Source organism: Staphylococcus aureus (assembly GCF_001027105.1).
GTDB classification, from domain to species: Bacteria; Bacillota; Bacilli; order Staphylococcales; family Staphylococcaceae; genus Staphylococcus; species Staphylococcus aureus.
Window position 1 is genome coordinate 463888 of sequence record NZ_CP011526.1, and the last position, 26259, is coordinate 490146.

At 33.7% G+C, this 26259-nt stretch carries 27 protein-coding genes; all 27 read left to right on the forward strand.

Annotated elements, in window-relative coordinates:
* Positions 1 to 781: 781 nt before the first annotated feature.
* The 27 genes from AA076_RS02190 (at position 782) to AA076_RS02335 (ending at position 26252) form a co-directional block, all read left to right on the forward strand.
* On the forward strand, positions 782 to 2119 hold the full coding sequence (locus AA076_RS02190; RefSeq protein ID WP_000812832.1) for an aminotransferase class V-fold PLP-dependent enzyme: 1338 nt from the start codon (positions 782 to 784) through the stop codon (positions 2117 to 2119).
* Position 2120: 1 nt separating this feature from the next.
* Positions 2121 to 2738 (forward strand): dTMP kinase, encoded by a 618-nt coding sequence (tmk, locus tag AA076_RS02195; protein WP_001272126.1) that lies wholly within the window; start codon positions 2121 to 2123, stop codon positions 2736 to 2738.
* Between the two features lie 27 nt (positions 2739 to 2765).
* Positions 2766 to 3095 carry a cyclic-di-AMP receptor gene (locus AA076_RS02200; RefSeq protein WP_000781979.1) on the forward strand — a complete coding sequence of 110 codons (330 nt, stop codon included), beginning with the start codon at positions 2766 to 2768 and terminating at the stop codon, positions 3093 to 3095.
* Between the two features lie 213 nt (positions 3096 to 3308).
* The gene (locus tag AA076_RS02210) at positions 3309 to 4235 is read left to right on the forward strand and encodes a DNA polymerase III subunit delta' C-terminal domain-containing protein (protein WP_000344337.1); all 927 of its coding nucleotides are present in this window, start codon (positions 3309 to 3311) and stop codon (positions 4233 to 4235) included.
* Entirely contained in the window at positions 4236 to 5039 is an 804-nt protein-coding gene (locus AA076_RS02215; RefSeq protein ID WP_001134194.1) for a PSP1 domain-containing protein, read from the forward strand.
* A gap of 16 nt (positions 5040 to 5055) precedes the next feature.
* Positions 5056 to 5403, forward strand: coding sequence for a DNA replication initiation control protein YabA (gene yabA, locus AA076_RS02220; RefSeq protein ID WP_000375686.1), 348 nt, complete (start codon positions 5056 to 5058; stop codon positions 5401 to 5403).
* 273 nt (positions 5404 to 5676) lie between these two features.
* Entirely contained in the window at positions 5677 to 6402 is a 726-nt protein-coding gene (locus AA076_RS02225) for a tRNA1(Val) (adenine(37)-N6)-methyltransferase (protein WP_000910689.1), read from the forward strand.
* Positions 6395 to 6643, forward strand: a complete 249-nt coding sequence (locus AA076_RS02230) for a GIY-YIG nuclease family protein (RefSeq protein WP_000377064.1) — start codon at positions 6395 to 6397, stop codon at positions 6641 to 6643. The genes AA076_RS02225 and AA076_RS02230 overlap by 8 nt, the downstream gene beginning before the upstream one ends.
* A gap of 1 nt (position 6644) precedes the next feature.
* A complete protein-coding gene (rsmI, locus tag AA076_RS02235) occupies positions 6645 to 7484 on the forward strand; it encodes a 16S rRNA (cytidine(1402)-2'-O)-methyltransferase (RefSeq protein ID WP_000279926.1) in 840 nt (279 codons plus the stop codon).
* A gap of 284 nt (positions 7485 to 7768) precedes the next feature.
* Entirely contained in the window at positions 7769 to 9742 is a 1974-nt protein-coding gene (gene metG / locus AA076_RS02245; RefSeq protein WP_001051127.1) for a methionine--tRNA ligase, read from the forward strand.
* A 30-nt stretch (positions 9743 to 9772) separates the two neighbouring features.
* Positions 9773 to 10546, forward strand: a complete 774-nt coding sequence (locus AA076_RS02250) for a TatD family hydrolase (protein WP_000904312.1) — start codon at positions 9773 to 9775, stop codon at positions 10544 to 10546.
* Between the two features lie 166 nt (positions 10547 to 10712).
* Complete coding sequence (gene rnmV, locus AA076_RS02255) at positions 10713 to 11249, forward strand: ribonuclease M5 (protein ID WP_000700080.1); 537 nt, start codon at positions 10713 to 10715, stop codon at positions 11247 to 11249.
* 10 nt (positions 11250 to 11259) lie between these two features.
* Entirely contained in the window at positions 11260 to 12153 is an 894-nt protein-coding gene (gene rsmA / locus AA076_RS02260) for a 16S rRNA (adenine(1518)-N(6)/adenine(1519)-N(6))-dimethyltransferase RsmA (RefSeq protein ID WP_000886500.1), read from the forward strand.
* A 99-nt stretch (positions 12154 to 12252) separates the two neighbouring features.
* Positions 12253 to 12516, forward strand: a complete 264-nt coding sequence (veg, locus tag AA076_RS02265) for a biofilm formation stimulator Veg (RefSeq protein WP_001126664.1) — start codon at positions 12253 to 12255, stop codon at positions 12514 to 12516.
* A 309-nt stretch (positions 12517 to 12825) separates the two neighbouring features.
* Positions 12826 to 13674: a 4-(cytidine 5'-diphospho)-2-C-methyl-D-erythritol kinase gene (ispE, locus tag AA076_RS02270; protein WP_000638870.1), complete on the forward strand. Its 849-nt coding sequence runs from the start codon at positions 12826 to 12828 to the stop codon at positions 13672 to 13674.
* A 13-nt stretch (positions 13675 to 13687) separates the two neighbouring features.
* Complete coding sequence (gene purR, locus AA076_RS02275; RefSeq protein WP_001269643.1) at positions 13688 to 14512, forward strand: pur operon repressor; 825 nt, start codon at positions 13688 to 13690, stop codon at positions 14510 to 14512.
* 16 nt (positions 14513 to 14528) lie between these two features.
* Positions 14529 to 14909 carry a RidA family protein gene (locus AA076_RS02280; RefSeq protein WP_000691766.1) on the forward strand — a complete coding sequence of 127 codons (381 nt, stop codon included), beginning with the start codon at positions 14529 to 14531 and terminating at the stop codon, positions 14907 to 14909.
* Positions 14910 to 14980: 71 nt separating this feature from the next.
* Positions 14981 to 15283 carry a septation regulator SpoVG gene (gene spoVG, locus AA076_RS02285; RefSeq protein ID WP_000868999.1) on the forward strand — a complete coding sequence of 101 codons (303 nt, stop codon included), beginning with the start codon at positions 14981 to 14983 and terminating at the stop codon, positions 15281 to 15283.
* Between the two features lie 189 nt (positions 15284 to 15472).
* A complete protein-coding gene (locus tag AA076_RS14430; protein WP_001789654.1) occupies positions 15473 to 15604 on the forward strand; it encodes a hypothetical protein in 132 nt (43 codons plus the stop codon).
* A gap of 22 nt (positions 15605 to 15626) precedes the next feature.
* Positions 15627 to 16979: a bifunctional UDP-N-acetylglucosamine diphosphorylase/glucosamine-1-phosphate N-acetyltransferase GlmU gene (gene glmU, locus AA076_RS02295; protein WP_001252529.1), complete on the forward strand. Its 1353-nt coding sequence runs from the start codon at positions 15627 to 15629 to the stop codon at positions 16977 to 16979.
* A 146-nt stretch (positions 16980 to 17125) separates the two neighbouring features.
* Complete coding sequence (locus tag AA076_RS02300) at positions 17126 to 18091, forward strand: ribose-phosphate diphosphokinase (RefSeq protein WP_000933774.1); 966 nt, start codon at positions 17126 to 17128, stop codon at positions 18089 to 18091.
* A 149-nt stretch (positions 18092 to 18240) separates the two neighbouring features.
* A complete protein-coding gene (locus AA076_RS02310; protein WP_000157650.1) occupies positions 18241 to 18894 on the forward strand; it encodes a 50S ribosomal protein L25/general stress protein Ctc in 654 nt (217 codons plus the stop codon).
* Positions 18895 to 19204: 310 nt separating this feature from the next.
* Positions 19205 to 19777: an aminoacyl-tRNA hydrolase gene (gene pth / locus AA076_RS02315; RefSeq protein WP_000649791.1), complete on the forward strand. Its 573-nt coding sequence runs from the start codon at positions 19205 to 19207 to the stop codon at positions 19775 to 19777.
* Entirely contained in the window at positions 19777 to 23283 is a 3507-nt protein-coding gene (mfd, locus tag AA076_RS02320; protein WP_000154228.1) for a transcription-repair coupling factor, read from the forward strand. The genes pth and mfd overlap by 1 nt, the downstream gene beginning before the upstream one ends.
* On the forward strand, positions 23273 to 24799 hold the full coding sequence (locus AA076_RS02325) for a polysaccharide biosynthesis protein (RefSeq protein ID WP_000680733.1): 1527 nt from the start codon (positions 23273 to 23275) through the stop codon (positions 24797 to 24799). Before mfd ends, AA076_RS02325 begins: the two co-directional genes overlap by 11 nt.
* Positions 24799 to 25992 (forward strand): MazG nucleotide pyrophosphohydrolase domain-containing protein, encoded by a 1194-nt coding sequence (locus AA076_RS02330; protein ID WP_000951450.1) that lies wholly within the window; start codon positions 24799 to 24801, stop codon positions 25990 to 25992. The genes AA076_RS02325 and AA076_RS02330 overlap by 1 nt, the downstream gene beginning before the upstream one ends.
* A complete protein-coding gene (locus AA076_RS02335; protein ID WP_001234988.1) occupies positions 25989 to 26252 on the forward strand; it encodes an RNA-binding S4 domain-containing protein in 264 nt (87 codons plus the stop codon). Before AA076_RS02330 ends, AA076_RS02335 begins: the two co-directional genes overlap by 4 nt.
* Positions 26253 to 26259: the final 7 nt, after the last annotated feature.

Genomic DNA, 26259 nt, shown 5'->3' on the forward strand with positions numbered 1-26259 from the left:
AAGTGAAAACGTTTGAATCTGACGAAACGAGAAAAGAGCGCAACGAGTTTAGTAGAGCTAAATGAGTAAGCGAGAGCCGAAGGAGAGGAAAGAAGCAAGCGATTGTCACAAGTCAAGAAAGGTCTTTAGCGACGATGGTAGCCAACTTACGTTCCGCTAGAGTAGAACGTTGCCAGGCAAGTTGAGACCGTGAGGTCTCTTTTTTTATGTCTAAAACGTCAAAATAAAAAGTAAACACAAAGAAAAATGGCTTGGCGAAGTGAAAACGTTTGAATCTGACGAAACGAGAAAAGAGCGCAACGAGTTTAGTAGAGCTAAATGAGTAAGCGAGAGCCGAAGGAGAGGAAAGAAGCAAGCGATTGTCACAAGTCAAGAAAGGTTCTTAGCGAGGATGGTAGCTAACTTACGTTCCGCTAGAGTAGAACGTTGCTAGACAAGAAATGAATGCGATGAGCCGCATTGAGTGTGAAATTGATATTTTAATAATGTGCACTTTTGATTATTTAAATCTGTGACTAGAAGTATAAGTGAAGACATTCAGAAGTATTATAAAAAGTGAACAGCAGTAAGATAGTTTTTAATCATAAATCATCTTACTGCTGTTTTTAGATTTTATGTCTAATATCTTTTAAATCGAAGTACAAAAAGGAAATTAATTATTATACAATAGACAAGCTATTGCATAAGTAACACTAACTTTTGTCAAAGAAGTGTTACTATATAATTAATACTTTTGAAAGTAACTAATTCCAAAACAGTGTAAATAAAGGAAGCGTATATCATGAAGCAACCTATTTTAAATAAATTAGAAAGTTTAAATCAAGAAGAAGCGATTTCTTTGCATGTTCCGGGTCATAAAAATATGACTATCGGTCATTTATCTCAATTATCAATGACAATGGATAAAACTGAAATACCTGGATTAGATGATTTACATCATCCTGAAGAAGTCATTTTGGAAAGTATGAAGCAGGTGGAGAAACATTCAGATTATGATGCTTATTTCTTAGTGAATGGCACCACTTCAGGAATATTATCTGTCATCCAGTCTTTTTCACAGAAAAAAGGCGATATCTTAATGGCAAGAAATGTACATAAATCTGTGTTACATGCGCTCGATATTAGCCAACAAGAAGGGCATTTTATTGAAACGCATCAAAGTCCGTTAACGAATCATTATAATAAAGTTAATTTAAGCCGTTTGAATAATGACGGTCACAAACTTGCTGTGTTGACTTATCCTAACTATTACGGTGAAACATTTAATGTAGAAGAGGTTATCAAATCTTTGCACCAATTAAATATTCCTGTACTCATTGACGAAGCACACGGCGCGCACTTTGGATTGCAAGGATTTCCAGATTCTACATTAAATTATCAAGCTGACTATGTTGTTCAATCTTTTCATAAAACGTTACCAGCTTTAACGATGGGCTCGGTACTTTATATTCATAAAAATGCACCTTATAGAGAAACTATTATAGAATATCTAAGCTACTTCCAAACATCTAGTCCTTCGTATTTGATTATGGCTAGTTTAGAGTCAGCTGCCGAGTTCTATAAAACATATGATAGTACCGTGTTTTTTGATAAGAGAGCGCAATTAATCGAATGTTTGGAGAAGAAGGGTTTTGAAATGCTTCAAGTTGATGATCCGTTGAAGTTGCTGATAAAATATGAAGGTTTTACAGGTCATGATATTCAAAATTGGTTTATGAATGCACATATCTATTTAGAATTAGCGGACGACTATCAAGCATTAGCGATATTGCCGTTATGGCATCATGATGATACGTATTTATTTGATTCGCTTTTACGTAAAATTGAAGATATGATTTTACCGAAAAAATCAGTTTCTAAAGTTAAACAAACACAACTTTTAACAACTGAAGGTAACTATAAACCAAAACGCTTTGAATATGTTACTTGGTGTGATTTGAAAAAGGCAAAAGGTAAAGTTCTGGCGCGACATATTGTCCCGTATCCGCCAGGGATTCCTATTATTTTCAAAGGAGAAACAATAACTGAAAATATGATAGAATTGGTAAATGAATATCTGGAAACTGGAATGATAGTTGAAGGAATTAAAAATAATAAAATTTTAGTTGAGGATGAATAAAATGTCAGCTTTTATAACTTTTGAGGGCCCAGAAGGCTCTGGAAAAACAACTGTAATTAATGAAGTTTACCATAGATTAGTAAAAGATTATGATGTCATTATGACTAGAGAACCAGGTGGTGTTCCTACTGGTGAAGAAATACGTAAAATTGTATTAGAAGGCAATGATATGGACATTAGAACTGAAGCAATGTTATTTGCTGCATCTAGAAGAGAACATCTTGTATTAAAGGTCATACCAGCTTTAAAAGAAGGTAAGGTTGTGTTGTGTGATCGCTATATCGATAGTTCATTAGCTTATCAAGGTTATGCTAGAGGGATTGGCGTTGAAGAAGTAAGAGCATTAAACGAATTTGCAATAAATGGATTATATCCAGACTTGACGATTTATTTAAATGTTAGTGCTGAAGTAGGTCGCGAACGTATTATTAAAAATTCAAGAGATCAAAATAGATTAGATCAAGAAGATTTAAAGTTTCACGAAAAAGTAATTGAAGGTTACCAAGAAATCATTCATAATGAATCACAACGGTTCAAAAGCGTTAATGCAGATCAACCTCTTGAAAATGTTGTTGAAGACACGTATCAAACTATCATCAAATATTTAGAAAAGATATGATATAATTGTTAGAAGAGGTGTTATAAAATGAAAATGATTATAGCGATCGTACAAGATCAAGATAGTCAGGAACTTGCAGATCAACTTGTTAAAAATAACTTTAGAGCAACAAAATTGGCAACAACAGGTGGGTTTTTAAGAGCGGGTAATACAACATTCTTATGTGGTGTCAATGATGACCGTGTAGATGAAATATTGTCTGTGATTAATCAAACGTGTGGTAATAGAGAACAGTTGGTTTCACCTATTACACCTATGGGAGGCAGTGCGGATTCGTACATTCCATATCCAGTTGAAGTTGAAGTTGGCGGTGCTACTGTATTTGTTATGCCAGTTGATGCATTCCATCAATTTTAATTCTATAATACAATCATCAATTAGAGATACTTAAAATAGTGTATTAATAAGTTATTAACAATTTTGGGTTGCTTGACTGCGACTAGTTCAGATGCCAATAGATTTGATTTTTGTGGTTCTAAAAATAATCACAAATCATGGTCGCTATTGTTGCAGTAATTAGTTGCTCTTTGGCAACCTTTTTATATAAAAGCAAAAGGGAGTTTGTAATGAATGGATGAACAGCAACAATTGACGAATGCATATCATTCAAATAAATTATCGCATGCCTATTTATTTGAAGGTGATGATGCACAAACGATGAAACAAGTTGCGATTAATTTTGCAAAGCTTATTTTATGTCAAACAGATAGTCAATGTGAAACAAAGGTTAGTACATATAATCATCCAGACTTTATGTATATATCAACAACTGAGAATGCAATTAAGAAAGAACAAGTTGAACAACTTGTGCGTCATATGAATCAACTTCCTATAGAAAGCACAAATAAAGTGTACATCATTGAAGACTTTGAAAAGTTAACTGTTCAAGGGGAAAACAGTATCTTGAAATTTCTTGAAGAACCACCGGACAATACGATTGCTATTTTATTGTCTACAAAACCTGAGCAAATTTTAGACACAATCCATTCAAGGTGTCAGCATGTATATTTCAAGCCTATTGATAAAGAAAAGTTTATAAATAGATTAGTTGAACAAAACATGTCTAAGCCAGTAGCTGAAATGATTAGTACTTATACTACGCAAATAGATAATGCAATGGCTTTAAATGAAGAATTTGATTTATTAGCATTAAGGAAATCAGTTATACGTTGGTGTGAATTGTTGCTTACTAATAAGCCAATGGCACTTATAGGTATTATTGATTTATTGAAACAGGCTAAAAATAAAAAACTGCAATCTTTAACTATTGCAGCTGTGAATGGTTTCTTCGAAGATATCATACATACAAAGGTAAATGTAGAGGATAAACAAATATATAGTGATTTAAAAAATGATATTGATCAATATGCGCAAAAGTTGTCGTTTAATCAATTAATTTTGATGTTTGATCAACTGACGGAAGCACATAAGAAATTGAATCAAAATGTAAATCCAACGCTTGTATTTGAACAAATCGTAATTAAGGGTGTGAGTTAGATGCCAAATGTAATAGGTGTTCAGTTTCAAAAAGCGGGAAAATTAGAATATTATACACCTAATGATATACAAGTAGATATAGAAGACTGGGTAGTTGTCGAATCTAAAAGAGGCATAGAGATAGGTATTGTTAAAAATCCATTAATGGATATTGCTGAAGAGGATGTTGTGTTACCTCTTAAAAATATTATTCGCATTGCTGATGACAAAGATATTGATAAATTTAATTGTAATGAACGAGATGCTGAAAATGCATTAATACTATGTAAAGACATTGTAAGAGAACAAGGTTTGGACATGCGTTTAGTCAATTGCGAATATACATTAGATAAATCGAAAGTTATTTTTAATTTTACGGCGGATGATCGTATTGATTTTAGAAAATTAGTAAAAATATTAGCGCAACATTTAAAAACACGTATCGAGTTGAGACAAATTGGTGTAAGGGATGAAGCCAAATTGCTTGGCGGTATCGGACCTTGTGGTAGGTCGTTATGTTGTTCTACATTTTTAGGGGATTTTGAACCAGTATCGATTAAGATGGCTAAGGATCAAAATTTATCATTAAATCCAACTAAAATTTCTGGTGCATGTGGTCGTTTGATGTGTTGTTTAAAATATGAAAATGACTATTATGAGGAAGTACGTGCACAATTACCTGATATTGGTGAAGCAATTGAAACGCCTGATGGTAACGGGAAAGTAGTTGCTTTAAATATATTAGACATTTCTATGCAGGTGAAGCTTGAGGGACATGAACAGCCACTTGAATATAAATTAGAAGAAATAGAAACTATGCATTAAGGAGGCATTATTACATTTGGATCGCAATGAAATATTTGAAAAAATAATGCGTTTAGAAATGAATGTCAATCAACTTTCAAAGGAAACTTCAGAATTAAAGGCACTTGCAGTTGAATTAGTAGAAGAAAATGTAGCGCTTCAACTTGAAAATGATAATTTGAAAAAGGTGTTGGGCAATGATGAACCAACTACTATTGATACTGCGAATTCAAAACCAGCAAAAGCTGTGAAAAAGCCATTACCAAGTAAAGATAATTTGGCTATATTGTATGGAGAAGGATTTCATATTTGTAAAGGCGAATTATTTGGAAAACATCGACATGGTGAAGATTGTCTGTTCTGTTTAGAAGTTTTAAGTGATTAATCAAGCACACTCAAATAGTGTTATAATTATAAATGAATATGGTTTGGATAAGTCTGAGACAATGCATGTTTCAGGCTTTAATTGTGTATAAAGTTTTGGTGATTGCATAAGAGATGGCGGTACTAAATGTTATTATTAAGTGTGCACGCAGTATCATTAGTTATAAAATGTAGCTGTTAAAAGTCAAAAATACATCGAATGTAGTTAGGCATATAATATAAAAAGAGTTTTCAATTACTCAATAGAAAAAGGTTGTCTTCATAGGAGTTAAAAATGTTAAAAGAGAATGAACGATTTGATCAACTAATCAAAGAAGATTTTAGTATTATTCAAAATGATGATGTTTTTTCATTTTCAACGGATGCTTTGTTGTTAGGGCATTTTACAAAACCTAGAACAAAAGATATTGTGTTGGACTTATGTTCAGGCAATGGGGTGATACCCTTGTTATTGTTTGCGAAACATCCACGACATATAGAAGGTGTTGAGATTCAAAAAACACTTGTCGATATGGCGCGACGCACATTTCAATTCAATGATGTTGATGAATATTTAACAATGCATCACATGGATTTGAAAAACGTTACTAAAGTATTTAAACCTTCACAATATACTTTAGTAACGTGTAATCCGCCTTATTTTAAAGAGAATCAGCAACACCAACATCAAAAAGAAGCACATAAGATAGCGAGACATGAGATTATGTGTACACTTGAAGATTGCATGATTGCAGCCCGTCATTTATTAAAAGAAGGTGGCAGGCTAAACATGGTACATCGTGCAGAGAGACTAATGGATGTCTTGTTTGAAATGAGAAAAGTGAATATTGAACCTAAGAAAGTCGTTTTTATATATAGTAAAGTAGGGAAATCAGCACAAACGATAGTAGTAGAAGGTCGAAAAGGTGGAAATCAAGGTTTAGAAATCATGCCCCCATTTTATATTTATAATGAAGATGGTAATTATAGCGAAGAAATGAAGGAAGTATATTATGGATAGTCATTTTGTATATATTGTAAAATGTAGTGATGGAAGTTTATATACAGGATACGCTAAAGACGTTAATGCACGTGTTGAAAAACATAACCGAGGTCAAGGAGCCAAATATACGAAAGTAAGACGTCCGGTGCATTTAGTTTATCAAGAAATGTATGAGACAAAGTCTGAAGCATTGAAGCGTGAATATGAAATTAAAACTTATACCAGACAAAAGAAATTGCGATTAATTAAGGAGCGATAGTATGGCTGTATTATATTTAGTGGGCACACCAATTGGTAATTTAGCAGATATTACTTATAGAGCAGTTGATGTATTGAAACGTGTTGATATGATTGCTTGTGAAGACACTAGAGTAACTAGTAAACTGTGTAATCATTATGATATTCCAACTCCATTAAAGTCATATCACGAACATAACAAGGATAAGCAGACTGCTTTTATCATTGAACAGTTAGAATTAGGTCTTGACGTTGCGCTCGTATCTGATGCTGGATTGCCCTTAATTAGTGATCCTGGATACGAATTAGTAGTGGCAGCCAGAGAAGCTAATATTAAAGTAGAGACTGTGCCTGGACCTAATGCTGGGCTGACGGCTTTGATGGCTAGTGGATTACCTTCATATGTATATACATTTTTAGGATTTTTGCCACGAAAAGAGAAAGAAAAAAGTGCTGTATTAGAGCAACGTATGCATGAAAATAGCACATTAATTATATACGAATCACCGCATCGTGTGACAGATACATTAAAAACAATTGCAAAGATAGATGCAACACGACAAGTATCACTAGGGCGTGAATTAACTAAGAAGTTCGAACAAATTGTAACTGATGATGTAACACAATTACAAGCATTGATTCAGCAAGGCGATGTACCATTGAAAGGCGAATTCGTTATCTTAATTGAAGGTGCTAAAGCGAACAATGAGATATCGTGGTTTGATGATTTATCTATCAATGAGCATGTTGATCATTATATTCAAACTTCACAGATGAAACCAAAACAAGCTATTAAAAAAGTTGCTGAAGAACGACAACTTAAAACGAATGAAGTATATAATATTTATCATCAAATAAGTTAATCACTTTATCGATTATATGAAATTTTAAACGATTTTATAAACGCAAGCTGTAATTTTAAATGGTAAGTTATCATTTTGCATTGATACTGATAAAATGATGTTGACTATGATAAAAAAATGATGACATCGACGTTTTTTAATGTAAAATAAATACATTGAAAGTAATAAATACCTTAACATTGAATAAGATGAAAATGAGATGACGAGATAAATGTTCGCGTCCGTTGAAATGCATAGAAATCTTAGATATTATTTGAAGTGAGACATTACGAGGAGGAACAGTTATGGCTAAAGAAACATTTTATATAACAACCCCAATATACTATCCTAGTGGGAATTTACATATAGGACATGCATATTCTACAGTGGCTGGAGATGTTATTGCAAGATATAAGAGAATGCAAGGATATGATGTTCGCTATTTGACTGGAACGGATGAACACGGTCAAAAAATTCAAGAAAAAGCTCAAAAAGCTGGTAAGACAGAAATTGAATATTTGGATGAGATGATTGCTGGAATTAAACAATTGTGGGCTAAGCTTGAAATTTCAAATGATGATTTTATCAGAACAACTGAAGAACGTCATAAACATGTCGTTGAGCAAGTGTTTGAACGTTTATTAAAGCAAGGTGATATCTATTTAGGTGAATATGAAGGTTGGTATTCTGTTCCGGATGAAACATACTATACAGAGTCACAATTAGTAGACCCACAATACGAAAACGGTAAAATTATTGGTGGCAAAAGTCCAGATTCTGGACACGAAGTTGAACTAGTTAAAGAAGAAAGTTATTTCTTTAATATTAGTAAATATACAGACCGTTTATTAGAGTTCTATGACCAAAATCCAGATTTTATACAACCACCATCAAGAAAAAATGAAATGATTAACAACTTCATTAAACCAGGACTTGCTGATTTAGCTGTTTCTCGTACATCATTTAACTGGGGTGTCCATGTTCCGTCTAATCCAAAACATGTTGTTTATGTTTGGATTGATGCGTTAGTTAACTATATTTCAGCATTAGGCTATTTATCAGATGATGAGTCACTATTTAACAAATACTGGCCAGCAGATATTCATTTAATGGCTAAGGAAATTGTGCGATTCCACTCAATTATTTGGCCTATTTTATTGATGGCATTAGACTTACCGTTACCTAAAAAAGTCTTTGCACATGGTTGGATTTTGATGAAAGATGGAAAAATGAGTAAATCTAAAGGTAATGTCGTAGACCCTAATATTTTAATTGATCGCTATGGTTTAGATGCTACACGTTATTATCTAATGCGTGAATTACCATTTGGTTCAGATGGCGTATTTACACCTGAAGCATTTGTTGAGCGTACAAATTTCGATCTAGCAAATGACTTAGGTAACTTAGTAAACCGTACGATTTCTATGGTTAATAAGTACTTTGATGGCGAATTACCAGCGTATCAAGGTCCACTTCATGAATTAGATGAAGAAATGGAAGCTATGGCTTTAGAAACAGTGAAAAGCTACACTGAAAGCATGGAAAGTTTGCAATTTTCTGTGGCATTATCTACGGTATGGAAGTTTATTAGTAGAACGAATAAGTATATTGACGAAACAACGCCTTGGGTATTAGCTAAGGACGATAGCCAAAAAGATATGTTAGGCAATGTAATGGCTCACTTAGTTGAAAATATTCGTTATGCAGCTGTATTATTACGTCCATTCTTAACACATGCGCCGAAAGAGATTTTTGAACAATTGAACATTAACAATCCTCAATTTATGGAATTTAGTAGTTTAGAGCAATATGGTGTGCTTAATGAGTCAATTATGGTTACTGGGCAACCTAAACCTATTTTCCCAAGATTGGATAGCGAAGCGGAAATTGCATATATCAAAGAATCAATGCAACCGCCTGCTACTAAAGAGGAAAAAGAAGAGATTCCTAGCAAACCTCAAATTGATATTAAAGACTTTGATAAAGTTGAAATTAAGGCAGCAACGATTATTGATGCTGAACATGTTAAGAAGTCAGATAAGCTTTTAAAAATTCAAGTAGACTTAGATTCTGAACAAAGACAAATTGTATCAGGAATTGCCAAATTCTATACACCAGATGATATTATTGGTAAAAAAGTAGCAGTTGTTACTAACCTGAAACCAGCTAAATTAATGGGACAAAAATCTGAAGGTATGATATTATCTGCTGAAAAAGATGGTGTATTAACCTTAGTAAGTTTACCAAGTGCAATTCCAAATGGTGCAGTGATTAAATAACTGTATTTTTAAAAATTAGGAGAGATAATTATGTTAATCGATACACATGTCCATTTAAATGATGAGCAATACGATGATGATTTGAGTGAAGTGATTACACGTGCTAGAGAAGCAGGTGTTGATCGTATGTTTGTAGTTGGTTTTAACAAATCGACAATTGAACGCGCGATGAAATTAATCGATGAGTATGATTTTTTATATGGCATTATCGGTTGGCATCCAGTTGACGCAATTGATTTTACAGAAGAACACTTGGAATGGATTGAATCTTTAGCTCAGCATCCAAAAGTGATTGGTATTGGTGAAATGGGATTAGATTATCACTGGGATAAATCTCCTGCAGATGTTCAAAAGGAAGTTTTTAGAAAGCAAATTGCTTTAGCTAAGCGTTTGAAGTTACCAATTATCATTCATAACCGTGAAGCAACTCAAGACTGTATCGATATCTTATTGGAGGAGCATGCTGAAGAGGTAGGCGGGATTATGCATAGCTTTAGTGGTTCTCCAGAAATTGCAGATATTGTAACTAATAAGCTGAATTTTTATATTTCATTAGGTGGACCTGTGACATTTAAAAATGCTAAACAGCCTAAAGAAGTTGCTAAGCATGTGTCAATGGAGCGTTTGCTAGTTGAAACCGATGCACCGTATCTTTCGCCACATCCGTATAGAGGGAAGCGAAATGAACCGGCGAGAGTAACTTTAGTAGCTGAACAAATTGCTGAATTAAAAGGCTTATCTTATGAAGAAGTGTGCGAACAAACAACTAAAAATGCAGAGAAATTGTTTAATTTAAATTCATAAAGTTAAAAGTGAGAAAGATCACCGCCATAAATGTAAACGATGCTATATTCGTTTAATATGCTATGGTTCTTTCTCACTTTTTTAAATTAAAATATCGTGCATGTGGAATACGTGCGATAGAGATGGTTAGAGCTTTGAAATTAAGAATTGTAGGAAGGCGTTTTAAATGAAAATCAATGAGTTTATAGTTGTAGAAGGACGAGATGATACTGAGCGTGTTAAACGAGCTGTTGAATGTGATACGATTGAAACGAATGGTAGTGCCATCAACGAACAAACTTTAGAAGTAATTAGAAATGCTCAACAAAGTCGAGGCGTTATTGTATTAACAGATCCAGATTTCCCAGGAGATAAAATTAGAAGTACAATTACTGAACATGTCAAAGGTGTTAAACATGCGTATATTGATAGAGAAAAAGCTAAAAATAAAAAAGGGAAAATTGGTGTTGAACATGCCGACTTAATTGATATTAAAGAAGCGTTAATGCATGTTAGTTCACCCTTTGATGAAGCTTATGAATCAATTGATAAATCTGTGCTAATAGAGTTGGGGTTAATTGTTGGGAAAGATGCAAGGCGCCGTAGAGAAATTTTAAGTAGAAAATTGCGAATCGGCCATTCCAATGGTAAGCAGTTATTGAAAAAGTTAAATGCATTTGGTTATACCGAAGCGGATGTAAGGCAAGCTTTAGAAGATGAATGAGGAAGTGAAAATGTTGGATAATAAAGATATTGCAACACCATCAAGAACGCGAGCGTTGTTAGATAAATATGGCTTTAATTTTAAAAAAAGTTTAGGACAGAACTTTTTGATAGATGTGAATATCATTAATAATATCATTGATGCAAGTGATATTGATGCACAAACTGGGGTGATTGAAATTGGTCCAGGCATGGGGTCATTGACAGAACAATTGGCCAGACATGCTAAAAGAGTATTGGCATTTGAAATTGATCAACGTTTAATACCTGTATTAAATGATACACTATCACCTTATGATAATGTGACGGTGATTAATGAAGATATTTTAAAAGCGAATATTAAAGAAGCTGTTGAAAATCATTTACAAGATTGTGAAAAAATAATGGTTGTTGCAAACCTGCCGTACTATATTACGACGCCAATTTTATTAAATTTGATGCAACAAGATATACCAATTGATGGCTACGTGGTGATGATGCAAAAAGAAGTGGGCGAACGCTTAAATGCTGAAGTAGGTTCAAAAGCATATGGTTCGTTATCAATTGTCGTACAATACTATACAGAGACTAGTAAAGTATTAACGGTACCTAAATCTGTATTTATGCCACCACCTAATGTTGATTCAATAGTTGTAAAACTGATGCAGAGAACTGAACCGTTAGTAACAGTAGATAACGAGGAAGCATTCTTTAAGTTAGCAAAAGCAGCATTTGCACAAAGAAGAAAGACAATTAACAATAACTATCAAAATTATTTTAAAGATGGTAAACAACACAAAGAAGTGATTTTACAATGGTTGGAACAAGCAGGTATTGATCCAAGACGTCGCGGTGAAACGCTATCTATTCAAGATTTTGCTAAATTGTATGAAGAAAAGAAAAAATTCCCTCAATTAGAAAATTAAATGATTGACAAAGCAAAGCACTATTGTTAAAATTTAAATTTTGTTTGACGAAAACGTTGCAAATATGGTATTATGTAACTTGTAGCGAGGTGGAGCAATATGCCAAAATCAATTTTGGACATCAAAAATTCTATTGATTGTCATGTAGGAAATCGTATTGTACTGAAAGCCAATGGAGGCCGTAAGAAAACAATAAAACGTTCTGGAATTTTAAAAGAAACATATCCGTCAGTTTTCATTGTTGAGTTAGATCAAGACAAACACAACTTTGAGAGAGTATCTTATACATACACTGATGTGTTAACTGAAAATGTTCAAGTTTCATTTGAAGAGGATAATCATCACGAATCAATTGCACACTAAATAAGACATATAGAGATGTTAGACGTTTCTTAGTATAAGAAGTAAATATTATGATAATTATTTGAGTGTTGGGCATTATGTTCAATACTCTTTTTATTTACAAAATGTTTAACACTGATGTTTCGCTTATAGATTTTTCAGTAAATGGATAATTGTATTTATAAACACAAATACAAGTAAATACTAAGTAATTAGATGGAGAAAATTACTTTTTTATTAAAAAAACACTAAAAAACAAATTAAAATGTCAAATATTAATTCTCTTTATGTTAAAATCATCATATTAAGATAACGAAAAGAGGGCGGAAAATGATATATGAAACGGCACCAGCCAAAATTAATTTTACGCTCGATACACTTTTTAAAAGAAATGATGGCTATCATGAGATTGAAATGATAATGACAACAGTTGATTTAAATGATCGTTTAACTTTTCATAAAAGAAAAGATCGAAAGATAGTTGTTGAGATTGAACATAATTATGTGCCTTCTAATCATAAAAATCTCGCATATCGTGCAGCGCAACTATTTATTGAGCAATATCAACTAAAGCAAGGTGTAACAATTTCTATCGATAAAGAAATACCTGTTTCTGCTGGCTTAGCTGGAGGTTCGGCTGATGCAGCAGCAACGTTAAGAGGATTGAATCGACTTTTTGATATAGGGGCGAGTTTGGAAGAATTGGCTCTACTAGGCAGTAAAATCGGGACAGATATTCCGTTTTGTATTTATAATAAAACTGCACTATGTACTGGAAGAGGAGAGAAAATCGAGTTTTTAAATAAACCACCTTCAGCTTGGGTGATTCTTGCTAAACCAAACTTAGGCATATCATCACCAGATATATTTAAGTTGATTAATTTAGATAAGCGTTACGACGTACATACGAAAATGTGTTATGAGGCCTTAGAAAATCGAGATTATCAACAATTATGTCAAAGTTTGTCTAATCGATTAGAGCCAATTTCTGTTTCAAAACACCCACAAATCGATAAATTAAAAAATAATATGTTGAAAAGTGGTGCAGATGGTGCGTTAATGAGTGGAAGCGGACCTACTGTGTATGGGCTAGCACGAAAAGAAAGCCAAGCAAAAAATATTTATAATGCAGTTAACGGTTGTTGTAATGAAGTGTACTTAGTTAGACTATTAGGATAGAAGGGTTGAAAAGATGAGATATAAACGAAGCGAGAGAATTGTTTTTATGACGCAATATTTGATGAACCATCCGAATAAATTGATTCCATTAACTTTTTTTGTGAAAAAATTTAAACAGGCGAAGTCTTCAATAAGTGAAGATGTCCAAATTATAAAAAATACATTCCAAAAAGAAAAGTTAGGTACAGTAATTACTACTGCTGGCGCAAGTGGTGGTGTTACGTATAAACCAATGATGAGTAAAGAAGAGGCGACTGAAGTTGTTAATGAGGTCATTACTCTATTAGAAGAGAAAGAACGTTTGTTACCTGGCGGATATTTATTTTTATCAGATTTGGTAGGTAATCCATCGCTACTAAACAAAGTTGGTAAGTTAATTGCCAGTATTTACATGGAAGAAAAATTAGATGCTGTTGTTACCATTGCGACAAAAGGTATTTCATTGGCAAATGCGGTTGCTAATATTTTAAATTTACCAGTAGTAGTGATTAGAAAAGACAACAAGGTGACTGAAGGTTCTACAGTTTCAATTAATTACGTTTCAGGATCTTCAAGAAAAATAGAAACAATGGTACTTTCGAAGAGAACTTTAGCAGAAAATTCAAATGTTTTAGTTGTCGATGATTTTATGAGGGCTGGTGGCTCTATTAATGGTGTTATGAATTTAATGAATGAGTTTAAAGCCCATGTAAAAGGGGTATCAGTACTTGTAGAATCAAAAGAAGTTAAACAAAGATTGATTGAAGATTATACTTCCTTAGTGAAATTATCTGATGTAGATGAATATAATCAAGAGTTTAACGTAGAACCTGGCAACAGTTTATCTAAGTTTTCATAAAAGGAGTTTTAGTATTATGAAAATCATTAACACAACAAGATTACCGGAAGCACTTGGACCATATTCGCATGCAACAGTTGTGAATGGTATGGTTTATACTTCTGGTCAGATTCCATTGAATATTGATGGACATATCGTAAGCGCTGATGTTCAAGCACAGACAAAACAAGTTTTAGAAAATTTAAAGGTTGTTTTGGAAGAAGCAGGATCTGATTTGAATTCTGTTGCGAAAGCGACCATTTTCATTAAAGATATGAATGATTTCCAAAAAATAAATGAAGTGTATGGTCAATATTTTAATGAACACAAGCCAGCGCGTAGTTGTGTAGAGGTTGCGCGTTTGCCAAAAGATGTGAAAGTAGAAATTGAATTAGTAAGTAAAATTAAGGAATTATAATTTTCGATTAATATGTTTAATCAAGCTTCTAAATAAAACAGAGAGATATATACTATAGGGGGGCTCACTACATGAAAGTGACAGATGTAAGACTTAGAAAAATACAAACAGATGGACGAATGAAAGCACTCGTTTCCATTACATTAGATGAAGCTTTCGTAATTCATGATTTACGTGTAATTGAAGGAAACTCTGGCTTGTTCGTTGCAATGCCAAGTAAACGTACACCAGATGGTGAATTCCGCGACATCGCGCATCCTATTAATTCAGATATGAGACAAGAAATTCAAGATGCAGTGATGAAAGTATATGATGAAACAGATGAAGTAGTACCAGATAAAAACGCTACATCAGAAGATTCAGAAGAAGCTTAATCAATTTTATATTTAGCGATGTAATACATTTGCAATAAGTTGATTTGATACTGTCGATAAAGCATAAAGCTTTGTCGGCAGTTTTTTTAGTTTGTATTAATGTTTTTTTATTTTTAATGAAAGGCTAATAAATATATACGTTAACAGATTATGATGATATGAAAATTATTGATTCATTGCTGATAAAAATTGCGTTTGAATGATGCTCGTATTTTTGAAGTAAGAAAAAAGTTGTTTTTAAAATTACAACGAATTAAAAACAATGCCTTTTATATGTTGAAAGAGTATTGCAGATTAAATTATAATAATGACGAAGTGTAAAATTTAATGGGGGTTAATGTTCATGCGAAGACACGCGATAATTTTGGCAGCAGGTAAAGGCACAAGAATGAAATCTAAAAAGTATAAAGTGCTACACGAGGTTGCTGGGAAACCTATGGTCGAACATGTATTGGAAAGTGTGAAAGGCTCTGGTGTCGATCAAGTTGTAACCATCGTAGGACATGGTGCTGAAAGTGTAAAAGGACATTTAGGCGAGCGTTCTTTATACAGTTTTCAAGAGGAACAACTCGGTACTGCGCATGCAGTGCAAATGGCGAAATCACACTTAGAAGACAAGGAAGGTACGACAATCGTTGTATGTGGTGACACACCGCTCATCACAAAGGAAACATTAGAAACATTGATTGCGCATCACGAGGATGCTAATGCTCAAGCAACTGTATTATCTGCATCGATTCAACAACCATATGGATACGGAAGAATCGTTCGAAATGCGTCAGGTCGTTTAGAACGCATAGTTGAAGAGAAAGATGCAACGCAAGCTGAAAAGGATATTAATGAAATTAGTTCAGGTATTTTTGCGTTTAATAATAAAACGTTGTTTGAAAAATTAACACAAGTGAAAAATGATAATGCGCAAGGTGAATATTACCTCCCTGATGTATTGTCGTTAATTTTAAATGATGGCGGCATCGTAGAAGTCTATCGTACCAATGATGTTGAAGAAATCATGGGTGTAAATGATCGTGTAATGCTTAGTCAGGCTGAGAAGGCGATGCAACGTCGTACGAATCATTATCACATGCTAAATGGTGTGACAATCATCGATCCTGACAGCACTTATATTGGTCCAGACGTTACAATTGGTAGTGATACAGTCATTGAACCAGGCGTACGAATTAATGGTCGTACAGAAATTGGCGAAGATGTTGTTATTGGTCAGTACTCTGAAATTAACAATAGTACGATTGAAAATGGTGCATGTATTCAACAGTCTGTTGTTAATGATGCTAGCGTAGGAGCGAATACTAAGGTCGGACCGTTTGCGCAATTGAGACCAGGCGCGCAATTAGGTGCAGATGTTAAGGTTGGAAATTTTGTAGAAATTAAAAAAGCAGATCTTAAAGATGGTGCCAAGGTTTCACATTTAAGTTATATTGGCGATGCTGTAATTGGCGAACGTACTAATATTGGTTGCGGAACGATTACAGTTAACTATGATGGTGAAAATAAATTTAAAACTATCGTCGGCAAAGATTCATTTGTAGGTTGCAATGTTAATTTAGTAGCACCTGTAACAATTGGTGATGATGTATTGGTGGCAGCTGGTTCCACAATCACAGATGACGTACCAAATGACAGTTTAGCTGTGGCAAGAGCAAGACAAACAACAAAAGAAGGATATAGGAAATAATCATTTACGTATTTAAAATGGCTAGGATAAAAGGATAATCCTATGTAATATTAATGTAATCTTTATGATTTAATGATTCGCATAGTAATGGAGTTACATTTTATATATAATAGTAATTGCGTAAGTAAATAATTGGAGGACTATAAATGTTAAATAATGAATATAAGAATTCGTCATTAAAGATTTTTTCATTGAAAGGAAACGAAGCATTAGCGCAAGAAGTTGCTGACCAAGTAGGAATTGAACTAGGTAAATGTTCAGTTAAACGTTTTAGTGATGGAGAAATTCAAATTAATATCGAAGAGAGTATTCGTGGTTGTGACGTATTTATTATTCAACCAACATCATATCCTGTGAATCTACATTTAATGGAATTATTAATTATGATTGATGCTTGTAAACGTGCTTCTGCAGCAACAATCAATATTGTAGTGCCATATTATGGATATGCAAGACAAGATAGAAAAGCCCGTAGCCGTGAGCCAATCACTGCTAAATTAGTTGCAAACTTAATCGAAACAGCTGGCGCAACTCGTATGATTGCGTTAGACTTACATGCACCACAAATTCAAGGATTCTTTGATATTCCAATTGACCACTTAATGGGTGTGCCAATTCTTGCTAAACATTTCAAAGATGATCCGAATATTAACCCAGAAGAATGTGTCGTTGTTTCACCAGACCATGGCGGCGTTACACGTGCACGTAAATTAGCTGACATTTTAAAAACTCCAATTGCAATTATAGATAAACGTCGTCCTAGACCAAATGTTGCTGAAGTGATGAACATTGTTGGTGAGATTGAAGGACGTACGGCAATTATTATTGACGATATTATTGATACAGCAGGTACAATCACTTTAGCTGCACAAGCATTAAAAGATAAAGGTGCTAAAGAAGTATATGCTTGTTGTACACACCCTGTTTTATCAGGACCGGCTAAAGAACGTATCGAAAATTCTGCTATAAAAGAATTAATCGTAACAAACTCAATTCATTTAGATGAAGATCGCAAACCATCTAACACTAAAGAATTATCTGTTGCTGGTTTAATCGCACAAGCTATCATTCGTGTATACGAAAGAGAATCAGTTAGCGTATTATTTGACTAATATTTAAAAGGCGTTTGACGAACATATTCCAAACGTGTATAATAGTTTCGTTCGTGATTATACGAATAAATAAACACTTGCAAGCAACGATGATGTTGATGGGTAAGTGAGGTGCTCGTTTTGAGCAAAAATGAAAGGTGGAAATGAGAATGGCTTCATTAAAGTCAATCATCCGTCAAGGTAAACAAACACGTTCAGATCTTAAACAATTAAGAAAATCTGGTAAAGTACCAGCAGTAGTATACGGTTACGGTACTAAAAACGTGTCAGTTAAAGTTGATGAAGTAGAATTCATCAAAGTTATCCGTGAAGTAGGTCGTAACGGTGTTATCGAATTAGGCGTTGGTTCTAAAACTATCAAAGTTATGGTTGCAGACTACCAATTCGATCCACTTAAAAACCAAATTACTCACATTGACTTCTTAGCAATCAATATGAGTGAAGAACGTACTGTTGAAGTACCAGTTCAATTAGTTGGTGAAGCAGTAGGCGCTAAAGAAGGCGGCGTAGTTGAACAACCATTATTCAACTTAGAAGTAACTGCTACTCCAGACAATATTCCAGAAGCAATCGAAGTAGACATTACTGAATTAAACATTAACGACAGCTTAACTGTTGCTGATGTTAAAGTAACTGGCGACTTCAAAATCGAAAACGATTCAGCTGAATCAGTAGTAACAGTAGTTGCTCCAACTGAAGAACCAACTGAAGAAGAAATCGAAGCTATGGAAGGCGAACAACAAACTGAAGAACCAGAAGTTGTTGGCGAAAGCAAAGAAGACGAAGAAAAAACTGAAGAGTAATTTTAATCTGTTACATTAAAGTTTTTATACTTTGTTTAACAAGCACTGTGCTTATTTTAATATAAGCATGGTGCTTTTTGTGTTATTATAAAGCTTAATTAAACTTTATTACTTTGTACTAAAGTTTAATTAATTTTAGTGAGTAAAAGACATTAAACTCAACAATGATACATCATAAAAATTTTAATGTACTCGATTTTAAAATACATACTTACTAAGCTAAAGAATAATGATAATTGATGGCAATGGCGGAAAATGGATGTTGTCATTATAATAATAAATGAAACAATTATGTTGGAGGTAAACACGCATGAAATGTATTGTAGGTCTAGGTAATATAGGTAAACGTTTTGAACTTACAAGACATAATATCGGCTTTGAAGTCGTTGATTATATTTTAGAGAAAAATAATTTTTCATTAGATAAACAAAAGTTTAAAGGTGCATATACAATTGAACGAATGAACGGCGATAAAGTGTTATTTATCGAACCAATGACAATGATGAATTTGTCAGGTGAAGCAGTTGCACCGATTATGGATTATTACAATGTTAATCCAGAAGATTTAATTGTCTTATATGATGATTTAGATTTAGAACAAGGACAAGTTCGCTTAAGACAAAAAGGAAGTGCGGGCGGTCACAATGGTATGAAATCAATTATTAAAATGCTTGGTACAGACCAATTTAAACGTATTCGTATTGGTGTGGGAAGACCAACGAATGGTATGACGGTACCTGATTATGTTTTACAACGCTTTTCAAATGATGAAATGGTAACGATGGAAAAAGTTATCGAACACGCAGCACGCGCAATTGAAAAGTTTGTTGAAACATCACGATTTGACCATGTTATGAATGAATTTAATGGTGAAGTGAAATAATGACAATATTGACAACGCTTATAAAAGAAGATAATCATTTTCAAGACCTTAATCAGGTATTTGGACAAGCAAACACACTAGTAACTGGTCTTTCCCCGTCAGCTAAAGTGACGATGATTGCTGAAAAATATGCACAAAGTAATCAACAGTTATTATTAATTACCAATAATTTATACCAAGCAGATAAATTAGAAACAGATTTACTTCAATTTATAGATGCTGAAGAATTGTATAAGTATCCTGTGCAAGATATTATGACCGAAGAGTTTTCAACACAAAGCCCTCAACTGATGAGTGAACGTATTAGAACTTTAACTGCGTTAGCTCAAGGTAAGAAAGGGTTATTTATCGTTCCTTTAAATGGTTTGAAAAAGTGGTTAACTCCTGTTGAAATGTGGCAAAATCACCAAATGACATTGCGTGTTGGTGAGGATATCGATGTGGACCAATTTCTTAACAAATTAGTTAATATGGGGTACAAACGGGAATCCGTGGTATCGCATATTGGTGAATTCTCATTGCGAGGAGGTATTATCGATATCTTTCCGCTAATTGGGGAACCAATCAGAATTGAGCTATTTGATACCGAAATTGATTCTATTCGGGATTTTGATGTTGAAACGCAGCGTTCCAAAGATAATGTTGAAGAAGTCGATATCACAACTGCAAGTGATTATATCATTACTGAAGAAGTGATCAGCCATCTTAAAGAAGAGTTAAAAACTGCATATGAAAATACAAGACCCAAAATAGATAAATCAGTGCGCAATGATTTGAAAGAAACGTATGAAAGCTTTAAATTATTCGAAAGTACATACTTTGATCATCAAATACTACGTCGCTTAGTAGCGTTTATGTATGAAACACCTTCGACAATTATTGAGTATTTCCAAAAAGATGCAATCATTGCAGTTGATGAATTTAATCGTATTAAAGAAACTGAAGAAAGTTTAACAGTAGAGTCTGATTCGTTTATTAGCAATATTATTGAAAGTGGTAATGGATTTATAGGACAAAGTTTTATAAAATATGATGATTTTGAAACATTGATTGAAGGCTATCCTGTCACTTATTTTTCATTATTCGCTACAACAATGCCGATAAAACTAAATCATATTATTAAATTTTCATGTAAACCTGTCCAACAATTTTATGGGCAATATGACATTATGCGTTCTGAATTTCAACGATATGTTAATCAAAACTATCATATCGTGGTTTTGGTCGAAACCGAAACTAAAGTTGAACGTATGCAAGCGATGTTAAGTGAAATGCATATTCCATCAATAACAAAATTGCATCGCTCAATGTCATCGGGGCAAGCAGTGATTATTGAAGGCAGTTTATCTGAAGGATTTGAACTACCTGATATGGGATTAGTTGTCATTACTGAGCGTGAGCTTTTTAAATCAAAACAGAAAAAGCAACGAAAACGTACGAAAGCTATCTCAAATGCTGAAAAAATTAAGTCTTACCAAGATTTAAATGTGGGAGATTATATTGTTCATGTGCATCATGGTGTTGGTAGATATTTAGGTGTTGAGACGCTCGAAGTGGGGCAAACGCATCGTGATTATATTAAATTGCAATATAAAGGTACGGATCAACTATTTGTTCCAGTAGATCAAATGGATCAAGTTCAAAAATATGTAGCTTCGGAAGATAAGACGCCAAAATTAAATAAACTCGGTGGCAGTGAATGGAAAAAAACAAAAGCTAAAGTTCAACAAAGTGTTGAAGATATTGCTGAAGAGTTGATTGATTTATATAAAGAAAGAGAAATGGCAGAAGGTTATCAATATGGGGAAGACACAGCTGAGCAAACAACATTTGAATTAGATTTTCCATATGAACTTACGCCTGACCAAGCTAAATCTATCGATGAAATTAAAGATGACATGCAAAAATCGCGTCCAATGGATCGCTTGCTATGTGGTGATGTTGGTTATGGTAAAACTGAAGTTGCAGTGAGAGCAGCATTCAAAGCTGTAATGGAAGGAAAGCAGGTTGCATTTTTAGTTCCTACAACTATTTTAGCTCAGCAACATTATGAGACGTTAATTGAGCGTATGCAAGATTTTCCTGTTGAAATTCAATTAATGAGTCGTTTTAGAACGCCTAAAGAGATAAAACAAACTAAGGAAGGACTTAAAACTGGATTTGTTGACATAGTTGTTGGTACACACAAATTACTTAGTAAAGATATACAGTATAAAGATTTAGGGCTGTTGATTGTAGATGAAGAACAACGATTTGGTGTACGCCATAAAGAGCGTATTAAAACATTAAAACATAATGTAGATGTACTAACATTGACTGCAACCCCAATACCTAGAACATTGCATATGAGTATGCTAGGTGTGCGGGATTTGTCAGTGATTGAAACGCCGCCAGAAAATCGTTTCCCAGTTCAAACATATGTATTAGAACAGAACATGAGTTTTATCAAAGAAGCTTTAGAAAGAGAACTATCCCGTGATGGCCAAGTGTTTTATCTTTATAATAAAGTGCAATCCATTTATGAAAAACGAGAACAACTCCAGATGTTAATGCCAGATGCTAACATTGCAGTTGCTCATGGACAAATGACAGAGCGCGATTTAGAAGAAACGATGTTAAGTTTTATCAATAATGAATATGATATTTTAGTAACGACGACGATTATTGAAACAGGTGTCGATGTCCCAAATGCAAATACTTTGATCATTGAAGATGCAGATCGCTTTGGATTGAGTCAGTTGTATCAATTAAGAGGTCGTGTTGGTCGTTCAAGTCGTATTGGTTATGCATACTTCTTACATCCAGCAAATAAGGTACTAACTGAGACTGCAGAAGATCGATTACAAGCGATTAAAGAATTTACGGAGTTAGGCTCAGGATTTAAGATTGCGATGCGTGATTTGAACATTCGTGGTGCTGGTAATTTGTTAGGTAAACAACAGCACGGCTTTATTGATACAGTTGGATTTGATTTGTACAGTCAAATGTTAGAAGAAGCTGTAAATGAAAAACGTGGTATTAAGGAACCAGAATCTGAGGTGCCAGAAGTCGAAGTTGATTTAAACTTGGATGCATATTTGCCAACAGAATATATTGCAAATGAACAAGCTAAAATTGAAATTTATAAAAAGCTACGAAAAACTGAAACATTTGATCAAATTATCGACATTAAAGATGAATTAATTGATCGTTTCAATGATTATCCTGTTGAAGTAGCACGTTTGCTTGATATAGTGGAAATAAAAGTACACGCATTACATTCAGGTATCACGTTGATTAAAGATAAAGGGAAAATAATTGATATTCATTTATCTGTAAAAGCCACTGAAAATATTGATGGCGAAGTGCTGTTCAAAGCAACACAACCTTTAGGTAGAACAATGAAGGTTGGTGTTCAAAATAATGCAATGACAATTACTTTAACGAAACAAAATCAATGGCTTGATAGTTTGAAGTTTTTAGTTAAGTGCATTGAAGAAAGTATGAGAATCAGTGATGAAGCATAAAGAAGCATTTAATGGCGTTGTCGTGTTAACTGCTGCATTAATTGTCATTAAAATTCTGAGTGCTGTATATCGAATTCCATATCAAAATATATTAGGCGATACAGGTTTGTATGCATATCAACAAGTGTATCCAATTGTAGCATTAGGAATGATATTATCGATGAATGCCATTCCTAGTGCAATTACACAAAATATAGGGAAGTATCATAGTGACGAAGCATATGCAAAAGCAGTCGCTTATATACAATTAGTTGGTATATTATTATTTATTGCTATTTTTGTGTTTGCGAACAATATTGCACATATGATGGGTGATGGCCATTTAACACCAATGATTCAAGCTGCAAGTTTAAGCTTTATATTTATAGGTATGCTTGGCGTGTTAAGAGGTTATTATCAATCTGCAAATAATATGACAGTTCCGGCTATTTCCCAGGTTATAGAACAAGTTATACGAGTAGGTATTATCATTGTTACTATTGTTATTTTTGTAGACAGAGGTTGGACGATATATGAAGCGGGAACAATTGCTATTTTAGCATCAACGATAGGTTTTTTAGGTTCTTCAATTTATTTAGTAGCGCACCGACCTTTTAAGTTTAAAATGGTAAATAACACTGCAAAGATCGTTTGGAAACAGTTCGCACTTTCGGTTTTGATTTTCGCTATCAGTCAATTAATCGTAATTTTATGGCAAGTGATTGATAGTGTTACTATTATTAAGTCACTTCAAGCGATACGCGTGCCATTCGATGTTGCCATAACTGAAAAAGGAGTCTATGACCGTGGTGCATCATTTATTCAGATGGGATTGATTGTAACTACAACATTTAGTTTTGCGCTCATTCCTCTGTTAAGTGACGCAATCAAAATGAATAATCAGGTACTTATGAATCGTTATGCAAATGCGTCATTAAAGATTACGATTTTAATAAGTACAGCAGCGGGAATAGGATTAATTAATTTATTGCCTTTAATGAACGGTGTGTTTTTTAAGACGAATGATTTAACCTTAACGTTAAGTGTTTATATGATTACGGTCATTTGTGTATCGTTAATTATGATGGATATGGCATTATTACAAGCGCAACATGCTGTGAGACCTATTTTTGTTGGTATGACGGCAGGATTGGTTATTAAATTTATACTTAATATCATTTTGATTCGTTTAAGTGGCATTATTGGTGCGAGCATTAGTACTGTTGTATCATTAATTATATTCGGTACGATTATCCATATTGCTGTCACGAGAAAATACCACTTATATGCGATGAGACGATTTTTTATCAATGTTGTTTTAGGTATGGTATTTATGTCGATTGTTGTTCAATGCGTGTTAAACATAGTGACAACACACGGTAGAATCACTGGACTCATTGAATTATTATGTGCAGCAGTATTAGGTATCATTGCATTGTTTTTCTATATTTTTAGATTTAATGTTTTGACATATAAAGAGTTAACTTATTTACCATTTGGTTCAAAGTTGTATCAAATTAAGAAAGGAAGACGTTGATGGCACATACCATTACGATTGTTGGCTTAGGAAACTATGGCATTGATGATTTGCCGCTAGGGATATATAAATTTTTAAAGACACAAGATAAAGTTTATGCAAGAACGTTAGATCATCCAGTTATAGAATCATTGCAAGATGAATTAACATTTCAGAGTTTTGACCATGTTTATGAAGCACATAACCAATTTGAAGATGTCTATATTGATATTGTGGCGCAATTGGTTGAAGCTGCTAATGAAAAAGATATTGTCTATGCGGTTCCGGGTCATCCTAGAGTTGCTGAGACAACTACAGTGAAATTACTGGCTTTAGCAAAGGACAATACTGATATAGATGTGAAAGTTTTAGGTGGGAAAAGCTTTATTGATGATGTGTTTGAAGCAGTTAATGTAGATCCAAATGATGGCTTCACACTGTTAGATGCGACATCATTACAAGAAGTAACACTTAATGTTAGAACGCATACATTGATTACGCAAGTTTATAGTGCAATGGTTGCTGCTAATTTGAAAATCACTTTAATGGAACGATATCCTGATGATTACCCTGTTCAAATTGTCACTGGTGCACGAAGCGATGGTGCGGATAACGTTGTGACATGCCCATTATATGAATTGGATCATGATGAAAATGCATTCAATAATTTGACGAGTGTATTCGTACCAAAAATCATAACATCGACATATTTGTATCATGACTTTGATTTTGCAACGGAAGTGATTGATACTTTAGTTGATGAAGATAAAGGTTGTCCATGGGATAAAGTGCAAACGCATGAAACGCTAAAGCGTTATTTACTTGAAGAAACATTTGAATTGTTCGAAGCTATTGACAATGAAGATGATTGGCATATGATTGAAGAACTAGGAGATATTTTATTACAAGTGTTATTGCATACTAGTATTGGTAAAAAAGAAGGGTATATCGACATTAAAGAAGTGATTACAAGTCTTAATGCTAAAATGATTCGTAGACACCCACACATATTTGGTGATGCCAATGCTGAAACTATCGATGACTTAAAAGAAATTTGGTCTAAGGCGAAAGATGCTGAAGGTAAACAGCCAAGAGTTAAATTTGAAAAAGTATTTGCAGAGCATTTTTTAAATTTATATGAGAAGACGAAGGATAAGTCATTTGATGAGGCCGCGTTAAAGCAGTGGCTAGAAAAAGGGGAGAGTAATACATGAGATTAGATAAATATTTAAAAGTATCACGGTTAATAAAGCGACGTACGCTAGCAAAAGAAGTAAGTGATCAAGGTAGAATTACAATAAATGGTAATGTTGCTAAAGCTGGATCGGATGTTAAAGTTGAAGATGTGCTGACGATTCGCTTTGGTCAAAAATTAGTAACAGTTAAAGTAACTGCATTAAATGAACATGCATCTAAAGATAACGCGAAGGGTATGTATGAAATCATTGAAGAGCGTCGACTTGAAGAAGCGTAAATTGGAG